Here is a 13136-nt window from a genome sequence, read left to right as displayed (position 1 = left end):
ACCGGGGCGGGGGCGGGCCGGGCCCGGTTGGGGGCCGGCCGCGACCGAGCCCCACCCGCGCGACACCCGCTTCGGGGCGGTCGAGGCGGCAGGCGGTCAGCGGCGGCCGGTGGCCAGGACGACGAGGAACTGACCGCCGCCCGCCTCGATGTCGGCGGTCACCGGCAGCCCCGGTACCAGCCGGGAGAACCGGTCCACCAACCAATCCGCCGCCTCCTGGGCGTCCTTCCTGGTCGGACACCGGCCCACCATCTCGCGGCCGCCTTTGCGCTCCAGCCTCCCGGCAACGGTGATCAGCGGCGCGGGTTCGACCACGTACAGGCGATCCGGCCAGGGGATGACCACCTTGACCGCGCCCTTGCGGGTGTTGCACCCGCGGTGCGCGAGCCGCTCGGCGACCTTGGCCTTCCGGTCGGCGGTCCGGCTGTCGACACTGGGCCCGCGCGGGTCGTTCACCGACTCGTCGGGGTCGACCGGTTCGTCGCACACCCAGCACCGCCAGCCGTCGCGCTCGGCTACATCATCAAGGAGAGTCACCCGAGCAAACTAGCCTGCCCGGCCGCCACCCCGGTGCACCAGGCCCGGTGCCGTTCGCGTTCCGGTTCCTGGTCCTGGTCCCGGTCACCGGCGGCATCCTCCCCAAGGATCTGTCCTTGAACCGGCGCGCGGTGCCGCTCTTCCGCGTCGATCCGGCCGAGTTCCAGCTTGAACTGTCCCTGCCCGCGTCGTTGGACGGCGCGACCTGGTCCGGGTCGTGCGCAACAAGCGGCGCGAACTCGATCTCGTCGCAGTGCGCTCGGTCTACTACTGCCCTCCGACCCGGCCGCGTGTTGCCGTGCCGGCGGCCCGGTCAGCGGGACAGCGGTATGAGTACGAGCAGCGGTACGAACAGGGTCCACTGGGGCAGGGTGAACACCGCGCCGCCGAAGGCCGCCACATTGACGGCGAAGAACACGCAGGTGAACGCGGCGGCGATGAACCAGGCGAGGGCCAGGACCGGCCGTGCGGCCGTTCGTTCGGCGCGTGCGGCCCAGGCCAGGGTGACCGCGAGGGCGGCGAGCAGCAGTGAGCACAGGTGCCACAGCACGCGGAAGAGCTGGACGACGGAGTCGTCGAGGTCGTCGGCGCCGAGCAGGGGGTCGACGAACTCGGAGGTGCCGAACAGGTGAAGTCCGGTGATGCCCGCGGCGAGGGCGGCGGCTGTCCACAGCGGCCAGCGGCGGCCGGCCGGGGTCGCGGGGGTCGTGGGGGTGATGATGGCGGTCTTTGGCACGGAAACCTCCGGTGTGGGGCGGGAGTTCAGCGGATCTCGATGCCGCGCGAGATCATCGCGGCCAGTCGGCCGGCCAGTCGGGGCGTCGGGGATTCGCCGACCAGCGCGACATGGAAGAACACCGCTCCGGCCAACGTGTCCAGGACCAGGTCGACCGGCGTCTCGGCGGCGATCTCGCCGCGCCGTGCTGCCCGGTCGAAGACGACCGCCAGTCGGTCCTTCGACGGGGCCAGGAAATCCGTGCGGATACGTGTCCTCAGGGCCGGATCGGCGGCGAAGTCGGCGAGCAGCCCCGGCAGCGCCGCGCCGCCGGCCGGTGAGCGGAACTCGTCGATCAGGGATTCGAGCAGTTCGGTCAGGTCCCCGGTGAGTGTGCCGGTGTTCGGGATCGGGGCGTCGTCGGTGGTGGTGAACACGGCCTCGAAGACCAGTTCCGGCTTCCCCGACCACCGCCGATAGATGGTGTCCTTGCCGACCCCGGCGCGTGCGGCCACGGCCCCGATCGAGGTCGCCGCGTAGCCGACCTCGACCACCAGAGCCACGGTCGCGCCGATGATCGCCGCGTGCGACCGGGGATCCCTGGGACGCCCCTTGAGGGGAGGAGAGGAACTCATGGCCTTACCTTACGGGTCGACCCGTTTGGTTAACAACCGCCGGGTGAACCGAACCCCTTCACCGCCTCGGGCGCAACGGTCCGATCGCCGGCGACGGGGCACCGCGGTCGCGGCGGAAGGTGGCCGGGTCACGCCGAACTCACCCGGACGAGGACACCGCGCCCGTGCGCTCGCGTGGTTGACAGCGATGAACCCGATAGGGAATGAATGGAGAGCGGGCGCCGCCGTGTACCCGCGGTCTCCCCGGGCCGGACACCTTCACCGACGTGAGGAAGAACTCCGATGCCCATCTGTTCCGATTTCTGTTCCGATTTCACCGTTTCCGTCGTCCTGGCCGGCCCCCGGGCCGTGGTCACACCCGTGGGCGAGATCGACATCGACTCCGCACCCGACCTCGAACGCGCCCTCCACGAGTGCCTGAACCACCACGCCGGCGAAGTCCACGTAGACATGAACGCGGTCCGCTTCTGTGACTGCACCGGTCTGGGCGTCCTCCTGCGCGCACGCAGGCGCGCCGCAACCCTGAACGCCACCGTGTTCCTTCACGACCCGACCCCCGTCGTGGCCCGCCTCCTGGCCCTCACCGACACCGGCCGCGTCTTCGGGATGCCCCTCGCGGCGTGACCTGACCTCCGACGCCGACGCACGTTGGACCGCCCAAGCACGTTGGACCGCCGAGCGCGGCGGTCCCGGGTGCCGGAAATTCGTTCCGGCCGTCGGCCCGGATCCGCGCCACCGCGGTTCCGCTCTCCGTGGTGGTACGCCTGCCCGGCGTCGATATTTCGCCCGGCGTATCCCCGAACGCGACCCCGCGGCACGTCGCGGGCACCGAGACGGTGGAGATGTGGCTGTCGTCGGGTGCCGGGTCCGCCTTGGCGTCGAATATTCGTTGCGCTGTTCGGCGCACCCTCGGGCGCGGGAGTCTCCGACCGAATCCAGTATTGCCGACGAGAGACTCCCGGCAGCATGGAAATCCAATGTGCCGGAGGCCCTGACGAGGAGACTCGCACGAGCAGGGAGAAGGAAATGGATTGCGCGCAAGAATCCGATTCCCTGCCTCACGAAAAACAGGCGGCGGTCGGAAAATGCCTGGACGACGTCGCCAAGATCCTGGCCGGTGCCCTTGTCACCGTCGCGGGCGTCATGACCGCCCTCGGACTTACCAGCGACATCGTATTCGTTGCTCTCAACAACGAGTCTTGGCCAATCCATGTGGTCTCGCTCTGCGCCATCTCGCTATCGTGTGCAGCATCGTGGCGTTGTTGATCCGCCCCACCCGCAGGGGCATCCTCTGGGAAACCATTGTGCTCATCCTCGGCGTGATCTTCTATATGGTCGCTCTCAGCGTGGCTGTGGTCGGCGCCGCCGCAGCCGCCGGCGGCAACGGTCGCCCGACCATCAGCGACGTCAAACTCACCGGACCTCCGCCGGACATCAAGCTGAGCTTTCGAATTCATGCCGACGGAGTCGAATCCTGGTCGAGTATCGAGGTATACGTCAACGCCATGGCAGCCGGCGGTGACGTGCCCGAGGACTCGATCAACCTCTACGAGAGCCTGCTCAGGCCCGACGACAAGGGCGTGGTGGAGCAGCAAGTCGATATTCCGATCTCGCTTCCGACGGGGGCGGTCGGTGTCAGCATCTTCACCAACAACACCGGAAACCCGTCGGATCTTGATTGCGGAGATCGCGCACAACACGGACCGTCCTGCACGAATATTCGGATCACATAATGCCCCACCCATCCGCGGCCGGAACCACCCGAGCTTCTTCGATCGGACCGCCTCCGAGTCGCCGTCCGCCGGGTCGTCGTCCGAAACGATCCTCGCCGAAATCGACGGGAGGGCGGGAGGGCGGGAGGGCGGTTCTACGCGCCGACGGTCGGTGTGCCGGCGTCGATGCCGAGCATTTTGGCGGAGAGGACCACTTGGTCCATGGCACTGGTTCGCCACGATGTGGTCCTCGGTCGCGAGGATCCGGTCGAAGTCGGCGAGGTATTCGCCGGGCGTCGCGGAGCCGGGATCGGGGGAGATGTAGCCGGGCGCCATTCCCGGGAAGACTCGCGCGGCGCGGCCCGCGCCCACGCTGAACGTCTCGCCGGTGCACGGGGCGTTCTCGTCCGCGAGCACCGCGACGAACGGCGGGCCGTAGTCGGCCTTGCAGAAGTGTTCGAGGAGGGCCCGCAGTCCGTCGTCGGGGATCTCGGCGGTCAGCCGGGTGTACGCGGTCGGCATGATCGCGTTGACCTTGATCCCATGGGCCAGGCCGTCCTGTGCGAGGGCTCGGGTCAGACCGAGGACGCCGGCCTTGGCCGAGATGTAGTGGCTGGTGTGCGGGATGCCCAGGACCGACGTCGACGACGAGTTGACGACGCGTCCGTACCCTTGGGCCCGCATGATCGGCCACGCGGGCGCGGATCATCTCGACGGCGCCCCAGTAGTGCACGTCGACCATGCGGCGGAACTCGGCGTCGGGGATGGCGTCGATCTCCCCACCGCCGGAGATGCCCGCGTTGTTGACCGGGATGTCGACGCGGCCCCAGGTCTCGACCGCGGCGCCGATGACGCCCGCCGCGTCGGTGGTGATGTCGCGCGTACCTGCCGGCGGGGTGTGTCGGGACGGGTGTCCAGTCTCGGTGGCGTGGACTGGATGCGGGACGAGGGTGTGTTGGCCGAACAAACCGCCGAGTACGCCGACTTCGCTGTGCGCGGGGATATGGCGGGTCTGGCGGACGCGGTGATGCGGGCCGCGGGCCGCAACGGCACCATGACGGGGCCCGGCACCGCCGGCACCGCGTGGTTGCGGGCGTTGCCCGACGAGGACCGACGCGAACTCGCCCGAATCTGGGCCCATCGCCTGGCCGCGTTGCCCGACGACGGGCAACACGAGGGTCTGCGCGCCGAGTTGCTGATCGTGGCGGGCGGCGTGGTCCGCGGACTCGATCCGGATCTGTTGGCCTACGAACGCCGCTCGCGGCTGCGCGAACTCGGCGGGGAGTACGTCTACCGGGTGCAGTATCGGCTGTGGGAACCGGCCGAGGCGGAGGTCGCGGCGGGGCGGCCGATGGACCGGGATCCGTGTGCGGATCCCACTGCGCCTCGGCTCCGCGAACGCCGACTGGATCGAGGACTCTCGCGAGCGCCTGCGCGCTGTCCGCCAGGCGTGGGGTGTGTAGAACGGGGACCCGTCGGCGGTTCGAAGAAAGCTCGCGACCGGGAACCCACCGCCGACCGACCCGGGCCCTACGCCGTGCCCGCCGAGACGAGGGCGCGGGGGTTCATCATCGTCGAATGTGTCCCGATCGTCGACTTCGGTCCCCACGGGCAACACCGGGCCGAGTTCTGCGCCCGGGACACACCGGTCCCGATGTCCGGGGCGGGGTGGCCGCATTGCGCAGTCCGGCAACGACCCGGAACGTGTCCAAGCCCGGAATCGCACAGCGTTGCCTGGACCGGTGCAGCCGTCCAGTGGAGCCGCGGGGGCCGTGCGTGCGATGCTCTGCGCTCGTGTCATGCGACGAGGCAGGCTGAGCAGTTCAGGGCCGGCCGACCAACGGGGGTATCACATGCAGCCATTGAGTGCCGAGGATCCGCGCCGGGTGGATCGGTTCCGGCTGGTGGGGGTGTTGGGCTCCGGGGGCATGGGCAGGGTGTTCCTGGGCCGGGGCGCGGACGGTGCGGCGGTGGCGGTCAAGGTGGTGCGGCCGGAGTTGCTGGACGGCGGGCAGGCCGAGTTCCGGCGCCGGTTCGTCCGCGAGGTCGATGCCGCCCGCAACGTCGGCGCGGCGTTCACCGCGGCGGTGGTCGACGCCGACCCTGATGCGGAACTGCCTTGGCTTGCTACCGAGTTCGTTCCGGGGATCTCGCTGGGCGAGGCGGTGGCGCGGTTCGGTCCGCTGCCCGAGGCGTCTTTGCTGGAGCTGGCGGCAGGTCTGTTCACGGCGTTGGCCGGGGTGCACGCGGCCGGTCTGGTGCACCGGGACATCAAACCGTCGAACATCATCCTGGGAGTCGACGGCCCGAAGGTCATCGACTTCGGGATCGCCCGCCTGTCCGGCGCGACCGGCCTGACCCGGACCGGGCAGACCGTGGGGACTTGGGGGTTCATGTCGCCGGAGCAGTTCGAACGCTCCGACGTCGGACCCGAGAGTGACATATTCTCAGCCGGCGCGGTCCTGGCCCACGCCGGCACCGGGCGCCCCCCGTTCCCCGGCGACTCCCTGCCGGTCCTGTTCGCGAACCTGACGACACGCGACCCCGACCTGGCCGGTCTGCCCGGCTCGCTCGTACCGCTGCTCGACGCCGCGCTCGCCAAGGACCCCGCAGCCCGTCCCGCCGCGGGCGCGGCCCGCGCGATGGTTCCCGCCCCGCCCACCCACGTCGGAGCGGACGCGGGCTGGCTGCCGCCGGCGGTCACCCAGGCCATCCTGCGCGCGACCGCAGGCCTGCTGAGCGCCTCTGCCGAGCCCGGCACCACCGAGCCCGGCACCACCGAGCCCGGCACCACCGAGCCCGGCACCACCGAGCCCGGCACCACCGAGCCCGGGACCGCGGCAACTCCCCACGGGCACACGGCCACCGCGCGGACCCTGCCGGCGCCGGTGGGCGTCGCCACGCTCCCCGACGCCGGCGGCCGCACACCCCCGGTGGACGAGCCGCCGCGAGTGGACCGGCCCTCAGGCGGGTGGGGTTGGGCCGTGGCGGAGGTCATCGGCTTGCTGTGGGGCCTGGCGTTGATGGTGTTCTGGGGGTTGCCAACGCACTTCGAGGACGGGAAGCCCCTGACCTTCCGGGAGTTGACCACGATCTGCGTCCTCGGCGTCGGCCCCATGCACTGGGGGCTTTCGGAGTTGCTCGCCAGGGGACTGCCCAAGAAGACCGCGGCCGTTTCGGCGAGGGTCACGACGGGCGTATTCGTGGTGATGTACCTGGTGTACACGGTGTTCACGGCGTGATCGACGTCAGTAGAGGTCAATCGAACGTCCGCTGGTCGTTCGACCTTCAGGGCGCTGTACCGGCAGCCCGGTCCGGGTGCGTCGCATGTCCGAGCCTTCGCCGATGAGCCGAGACGTCAGCGGCCTTCGCCCGATCCGGTACTTCGACCCGAAGGGCCGTGGAACGGAGCGAAGGCCGTGGTGACGAGTCCGCCGCACAGGCGGGAGCGTGCTGCAGCGTTCGGCGAACTGTCCCTCTTTCGAAGCGAGTTCCATGCCCGTTTGACGCGCGGTGATCGCCACCGAGCGCAGCGCCCGCTCGTACGCCTCGTCGACCCCGCCCACACATCGGCGCGCCCGCTCGCCGCCTTCCGCGTCTCACGGACACCGAACACGATCAATCCTCCGCCACTGTCGGCCATGGCCGCGACGTTGGGGCAGTTCGTCTGCGTCGGCCCCTTCATCGGTGGCAGTTCCGACTTCCAGTCCCGATCGTCGGGCTCCGCCACCTTTGCTGCGCATGCCGCGTCCGGCAGGTCTTCAGTCAGCGCCCGGTTCGTTGCGTGGCCGGCGTAGGCGTTTACGCGTCCCGGTGCTCAGTAGGCCGCTCCGGCGGGGTGTTGGTCGGGCATCGCCGGGGCGAGTGGGTGGTTTCGGTCGCGGTACCACGCGAGTTGCTCGACGACGGCCGTGTCGACGGTCCTGTCGGCGGCCTTGGTGATGGTGGCGGTGAGGCCGAAGTCGTGGACGGTGGGGCGTCCTTGCCCGTCCCACCAGCACCACGCCGCCTGAACCTCGTCCCACAGGTGTCGCGGCCCGCTCTGTAGAACATGGGGGGTGTGGCCGAGGGCGAATCCGGCGGCGGCGGTGGAATGGCCGTGGCCGGTGTCCGCGGCGTGCAGCCACAGGGTTCCGCCGTCGTGTCCGTTCGGGACGGGTTGGGCGAGGCAGTGGGGTACGTGCAGCCCCAGGACGAAGCCGACGGGGTCGAACGGCCCGGCGACCACGTCGTTCCAGCCGAGCGAGGTCGTGGACGCGGCGGCGGCACCAGCCCAGTCGGAGGGGAGCGACGCGGCGCCGTAGTGGTGGCGATCGGGGCGTTGCCACCGGAGTTTCATGAACGCGGTGGCCATCGTGAACGGCCCACTCGCGCACCGTCCGTCCTCGTCGACGACCAGGCGCAGGGCGCAGTCCCCGGTGGTGTAGTCGGTGCCCCAGGGCATGACGATCACCGCGCCCGGCCTCGCCTGCTCGATCCACGCCGCGGGGATGCGGCGCACGCCGGCGGTGACTTGGACCCGGTCGTACGGGCCCCAGGCCGAATGCCCCAGGACACCGTCGCCGGTGACGACCCGGACGGCGTCGCCGTACCCGGCCCGCGCCAGGTTCGCCCTGGCCTGATGTGCGAGTTCGGGGTCGATCTCGACCGAGACGACGTCGCAGCCGCGCGCGGCCAGCAGCGCGGCGCTGTACCCGGTCCCGGTCCCGATCTCCAACACCCGCATGCCCGGGTGGGCATCGAGGTCGAACAGCATCTCGGCGACGGTCGAGGGCGCCGACGCCGACGATGTCGCCAACCGCCCCGCGTCGTCGCCTTTGTGCCGGCCGTCGTCCCACCGGGTCACCAACGCACGATCCGAATACACCGCCGCCCGCCACGCCTTCGGATCACGGCGGCGGTCGACGACGACGTCGCCGTCCTCCGGCCAGACCCGATCGGGGACGAACTCCCCCCGCGCGACTCGCTCGAACATCGGCCGCCACCCGTCCGGCAACACACCCTTTTGTGCCAACAGCGCCGCCAGGGAGTCGGATCCGACCACGGTCACGGCTTGCGCCGCTGACCGGGCCCGGGAGGCGTACTGCCGTCCTTGGACGGATCACCCGGAGTCGGATCGGGCTCCGGCTGCGGAGGCTGAATCGGAGCGGGCGAACCGCCGTGATCACCGGGCATCGCGAACCACCTTCCGAGCGGCTACTGACCGCACCCTAGTAACCGCGGAGCGTGAGCGTCAATACGCTGTGTGCAACCGGCGAACGGACGCATCCCCACCGTTCGGGCGGGGTCGATGCTCGTCCACGGTTCCGTGCATGTCGTGCCGTGCGGAGGCTCATGAGCGTGATCAGCGCGTTGCCGGGACCTATTCCGTTGCGGTCGACATTGCGGGCCGCATCCCCAACGGCCGTCCCCCGACACGGCCGACAAGCTTACCATGCCCAACACGCCCCCCACGCAAGCCGGATCCGGGTCCGTGGCGTGGACGGTCGAGAACCGTCCTTACCGCGGTTGGACGAACGGTGTGGTTCCGTGAGTGAGCAGCGGATATGGGTGCCATGTCTTGGTTCGGGCATCTGTGGCCGGGGTTTCACCGATGGTCATCCCTCGTCGTGATCTCCGAGGGCCCGCTCCGGGAACCGTCACCGGTGCGGTGCCGTCCATCCGGACATCGACGTCGATACGGCTTCGGCCCGGGTCGACGACGCGAATACCCCACACAAGTCACACAGGGGTCGGAGCGGGGGGCCCGGTCCAGTCGGCGGTTTCCGCGAGGGGGGTCCTGCGGACGACTGGGCGGGATCCGGCACGGCCTGAAGTCCACCCGGCGCGCACGCGCGCGGGGCATCGAAGCTTTGGGAAACGCGGGGATCCGGAGACAGAATGCGTTATCGACACGAACAGCCCTATCAGTCGTATCCGCAGCAGATGCCGCCGCCCGGGGGCGAGCGCAGACGCGAGGAGGGACACGGCAGGCTCATGCTGGTCCTCACACTGGTGGGTACGCTCGCGACCGTGCTCAGCGTGCTGGTCGCGTTGGGCATCGGCCCGCTTGACGTGACGGGCGACGGCGGGAGCGGGGGAGGGGTCGACAACCCGCGTGCCGGCGGGGATTCGGGTCCCAGGGACGACGGCAAGCCGGCGCAGACGGGCGCGGCGTACGTCGAGACGGTGAACAGGATCTGTGGCGACAAGATCGACGGCATCACGCGACGGGTCACCGAACTCAACCAGGCCGTCGCCGATCAGGACCTGAACGCGGTCGGTCTGAGTCTGTCCCAGGCGAGTACGGAACTTGCCGCGCTGACAACGCGCATCAAGGGCGTCGCCTTGCCGACCGACCCGAACGAGGCGCGCCCGCTGCGGGAATGGCGGGACCTGTACCAAGCCAACGCCGAGGCGATGAGCAAGGCCTCCGGCGAATGGCAGGACGGCAACTACGAAGTCGCGAGCGCCACGTTGGAGGGCGCGCCGAGCGCCGCGGCGGACGCGAAGGGGGACGAGGTGCGCATCTCCTGCCCGTGACGCCGGTGCGGGTGGTGTGGACGGTGCGGTCGGCGTGATGAGGGGTGCCGGGGTTGCTGGTACGGCGACTGCGGGGACGCTGCGGGCGGGGTCGGAGTCGCCGGCCCCGCCCGGGTCCGGGAATTCCCTTGGTGCCCAGAGGAGTTGGGCGGGGGCTGCACCTGGTACACAAGCCGGCGTCGCTCTCGCACGTCGAGGCGGCGGCGCTGCCGATCGTCGGGCTGACGGCGTGGCAGGGCCTGGTCGACCTCGCCGGCGTCGGCGAGGGCGACCGGGTTTTGATCCACGGCGGAGGCGGCGGAGTCGGCCACGTCGCGATCCAGATCGCGAAAGCACTGGGCGCGCATGTGATCACGACCGCCGGCGGCGACAAGCGGGACTTCGTCGAGCAGTTCGGCGCCGACGAAGTGATCGACTACACCAGGGTCGACTTCGCCGAGGCCGTCCGCGACGTCGACGTCGTACTCGACACGATCGGCGGCGACACCGTCGAAGGCTCCCTCGCCGTACTGCGCCCGGGCGGTCACTTGGTGACGGCGGTCGCCGAGGACGACGCGGGGCTGATCGCCGCGTACGAGGCGGCCGGGATGCGCTTCAGCGGCATCGCGGTCGACCCCGACCCGGTCGCCCTGCGAGGTCTCGTCGAACTGGTCGAACAGGGCGGGCTCCGGGTCCACGTCCAGGAGACGTTCCCCTTCGAACGCGTCGCCGACGCACACCGCCTGCTCGACGCCGGCCACCTCCAGGGCAAACTCGTCCTCACCCTCTGATCCTGTCGCGGGGACCTCGCGCGCGCGAGGCCCCCGCGAGACCCACGCGTCGAGACCCACGCGTCATGAAGACTGCACGTCGGACTGCCCGGTGTGGGTAGGCATCGGGAAACCGGGGCAGCCCCGGAGCAGTGGTCCGCCGACAAGACCATGTGTCAGCGAGACGGACACGCCCCGGGCCACTTCCCGGTTCGTGAGCACCGGCGGACCCGCACCGCACCAGCGGATGGGAGACAGGGTCGGTACGGACACGTCCCGAGGCTCGTGTTTCACGACGGGTGTGCGCTGCGGGCCGTCGCGGTTTCGGGGGCCGGTCGTGAGGGCGTGCGGGTGGCGCGGGCGGTGGCGAGGCCGGCGAGGAGGCCCAGGGGGAGCGCCGAGATCCATACCAGGGCGGGAGTGGCGATGCGGGCGAGGGCGAGTCCGGAGGTGGGGCCGATCGCGGTGCCGATGTCCTGTGTGGTGGACAGGGCGGCCTGGTAGGTGGCACTGCGTCCCGGTGGGGCGTGGCGGGTGATGAAGGCCGAGGTGGCGGGGCCGGAGATCATCATGCCGAGGGAGGTGACGAGGACGGCTGTGACGAGGGCGGGGTAGCCGAGTCCGGCGGCGGCGAATCCCGCGAGGCCCGCGCCCTGGAGCGCGGCGCCGAGGAAGAGCAGGCGACCGGTGTCGTGTCGGCGGGTCCAGCGGGTGATGGGGAGTTGGAACACGATGATGGCGAGGGCGTCGATGGCGAACAGGGCCGCGTAGGCGGTGGCGCCCAGGGGGTGGAGTTCGCGCAGGAGTACCAGGCCGTCGGCTTCCCACCAGGTGAAGGTGATGCTGAGCAGGCTGCCGCCGAGGATGAGCAGTGCCAGTCTGCGGTCGCGCAGGATCCCGGTGACTGCGCCGTACACCTGCGCGGCGTTCTCCCCGGTGTCCTTCTCGGCCGTCTCCGGGCCGATGACGCGGTCGGGGGGAACGACGACGAGTACCGTCAGGGCTGCGCCGACGAGCAGGACGCCTGCCGCGGCGAAGACGCCCGACAGCGAGAAGGTGACGGCTGCGGCTCCGAGGATCGGGCCGATCACCCCACCGACGCTTGCCACCACGCGGGTCAGGCCGAACGCGTGGGCGAGGTCCTCATCGGCGTGCAGGTCGCCGATGAGCGCCGCGATCGTGGGGTGGAACGCCGACTCGAAGAGCCCCGCGGCGAGGAACAGACCGAGGGCGGGTATCGGGTGGTGCACCAGGAAGAGGCTGCCGTAGCCGAGGGCCATCCCGGTGGTGGACAGCAGCAGCATGCGGCGGTGGCCGATGCGGTCGGCCAGGGCGCCGCCCGCCAGACCGCCGGTGAACTCGCCGACGGCCTGGACGAGGAACAGCGCGCCGGCCGCCGCTCCGCTCAGCCCGCCGACACGATGCGCCCACAGGATGACGAAGGGCAGCATGACGCCGTTGGCCAGGGCGCCGAGCAGCCGGACGACCAGCAGTCCTCGGAAGGCCGCCGTGACCTGTCGCTTCGTCGGTCCGCCCGGTGATTTTGGCGCCGTTGGGGTCACGTCGGGTTCCGCGGCGTGAGGGCGGGGCGGCGGTCGGCGGTCCAGTAGCCCTTGGCGAAGACGTGGTCGGGTCGGACGCCCGCGCCGTGCGCGAGTTCGCGGAGCGCCCGCGCCGCGTGGGCCTCGGTGAGGAGGTAGACCTGTTCGAAGCGGCCCGCCCGGAACTCCTGTGCGACCGCGGCGAGAAGCGCCCGCGGGTCGCCGGCCGGGACGCCGTCGCGCTCGAGCCAGCGCACCCGGCCCGCCGCGATCGGGACCCGGTCGGCGGCAGACTCGGTCTCGACGACGACGGCGGCCTCCTGGCCGGCCGGCAGCGCCTCGGTCAGGGCCGCGATCGCCGGCAGGGAGGCTTCGTCGCCGACGAACAGATGGCCCTCGGCGGGCCGGAGTCGCAGTTTCCCTCGGGGGCCGACGAATTCCACGGGGGAACCGGGTTCGGCGCTCGCCGCCCAGGTGCTGCCCGGGCCGCCGCCGGGGTGCAGGACCGCGTCGATGTCCCACTCGCCGGCCTGCGGGCGGGCGTACCGGATGGTGTAGTGCCGCTTGACCCGGCTTCCGCGGGCGTCGGCGAGCAGCACCTCGATGTCCTGGGCCGGCAGGGGAGTAACGCCGGTGAGGGTCGGGCCGCCCAGGGTGAGTCTGACCGTGCGGGGGGTGAGGTGGTGCCGGGCCAGCACCGTACAGCGGTGGGTTGTCTTCATGGG

Annotated in this window: 11 protein-coding genes and 3 pseudogenes; 6 read left to right on the top strand and 8 right to left on the bottom strand. The window is 70.8% G+C overall.

What is annotated here, in order from left to right:
• Positions 1-96 precede the first annotated feature (96 nt).
• The 3 genes from ACWCPW_RS40605 to ACWCPW_RS40595 all read right to left on the bottom strand — a co-directional run bounded on the left by ACWCPW_RS40605 (position 97) and on the right by ACWCPW_RS40595 (position 1887).
• Entirely contained in the window at positions 97-537 is a 441-nt protein-coding gene (locus ACWCPW_RS40605; RefSeq protein WP_449766629.1) for a hypothetical protein, read from the bottom strand.
• A 313-nt stretch (positions 538-850) separates the two neighbouring features.
• Positions 851-1273: a hypothetical protein gene (locus ACWCPW_RS40600; protein ID WP_449766628.1), complete on the bottom strand. Its 423-nt coding sequence runs from the start codon at positions 1271-1273 to the stop codon at positions 851-853.
• A 26-nt stretch (positions 1274-1299) separates the two neighbouring features.
• Positions 1300-1887: a TetR/AcrR family transcriptional regulator gene (locus ACWCPW_RS40595; RefSeq protein ID WP_449766627.1), complete on the bottom strand. Its 588-nt coding sequence runs from the start codon at positions 1885-1887 to the stop codon at positions 1300-1302.
• A gap of 282 nt (positions 1888-2169) precedes the next feature.
• Between ACWCPW_RS40595 and ACWCPW_RS40590 the strand changes: the two genes are divergently transcribed.
• From ACWCPW_RS40590 to ACWCPW_RS40580, 3 genes are all read left to right on the top strand, one after another.
• Complete coding sequence (locus tag ACWCPW_RS40590) at positions 2170-2511, top strand: STAS domain-containing protein (RefSeq protein ID WP_449766626.1); 342 nt, start codon at positions 2170-2172, stop codon at positions 2509-2511.
• Between the two features lie 402 nt (positions 2512-2913).
• Positions 2914-3153, top strand: a complete 240-nt coding sequence (locus tag ACWCPW_RS40585; RefSeq protein WP_449766633.1) for a hypothetical protein — start codon at positions 2914-2916, stop codon at positions 3151-3153.
• Positions 3141-3620, top strand: a complete 480-nt coding sequence (locus ACWCPW_RS40580) for a hypothetical protein (protein WP_449766632.1) — start codon at positions 3141-3143, stop codon at positions 3618-3620. The genes ACWCPW_RS40585 and ACWCPW_RS40580 overlap by 13 nt, the downstream gene beginning before the upstream one ends.
• Positions 3621-4091: 471 nt before the next feature.
• Here ACWCPW_RS40580 and ACWCPW_RS40575 read toward each other — a convergent pair.
• Positions 4092-4283, bottom strand: a pseudogene (locus ACWCPW_RS40575) (SDR family NAD(P)-dependent oxidoreductase); the annotation flags it as partial.
• Between the two features lie 25 nt (positions 4284-4308).
• Positions 4309-4740, bottom strand: a pseudogene (locus tag ACWCPW_RS40570) (SDR family NAD(P)-dependent oxidoreductase); the annotation flags it as partial.
• Positions 4741-5452: 712 nt separating this feature from the next.
• Here ACWCPW_RS40570 and ACWCPW_RS40565 point away from each other — a divergent pair.
• Positions 5453-6841, top strand: coding sequence for a protein kinase domain-containing protein (locus ACWCPW_RS40565; RefSeq protein ID WP_449766625.1), 1389 nt, complete (start codon positions 5453-5455; stop codon positions 6839-6841).
• Positions 6842-7416: 575 nt separating this feature from the next.
• Here the strand turns inward: ACWCPW_RS40565 and ACWCPW_RS40560 are convergent.
• Positions 7417-8649, bottom strand: coding sequence for a methyltransferase domain-containing protein (locus ACWCPW_RS40560; RefSeq protein ID WP_449766624.1), 1233 nt, complete (start codon positions 8647-8649; stop codon positions 7417-7419).
• An 830-nt stretch (positions 8650-9479) separates the two neighbouring features.
• Here ACWCPW_RS40560 and ACWCPW_RS40555 point away from each other — a divergent pair.
• Both ACWCPW_RS40555 and ACWCPW_RS40550 read left to right on the top strand, forming a co-directional pair.
• Complete coding sequence (locus tag ACWCPW_RS40555) at positions 9480-10121, top strand: iron-sulfur cluster assembly scaffold protein (protein WP_449766623.1); 642 nt, start codon at positions 9480-9482, stop codon at positions 10119-10121.
• A 101-nt stretch (positions 10122-10222) separates the two neighbouring features.
• Positions 10223-10891: pseudogene (locus tag ACWCPW_RS40550) on the top strand (NADP-dependent oxidoreductase); the annotation flags it as partial.
• 269 nt (positions 10892-11160) lie between these two features.
• Here ACWCPW_RS40550 and ACWCPW_RS40545 read toward each other — a convergent pair.
• Positions 11161-12432 (bottom strand): MFS transporter, encoded by a 1272-nt coding sequence (locus ACWCPW_RS40545; protein ID WP_449766622.1) that lies wholly within the window; start codon positions 12430-12432, stop codon positions 11161-11163.
• Positions 12429-13133: a siderophore-interacting protein gene (locus ACWCPW_RS40540; RefSeq protein WP_449766621.1), complete on the bottom strand. Its 705-nt coding sequence runs from the start codon at positions 13131-13133 to the stop codon at positions 12429-12431. The genes ACWCPW_RS40545 and ACWCPW_RS40540 overlap by 4 nt, the downstream gene beginning before the upstream one ends.
• Between the last annotated feature and the right edge of the window lie 3 nt (positions 13134-13136).

The sequence above is a fragment of the Embleya sp. NPDC001921 genome (assembly GCF_053594475.1).
This window is presented reverse-complemented; position numbering and strand designations above follow the sequence as displayed.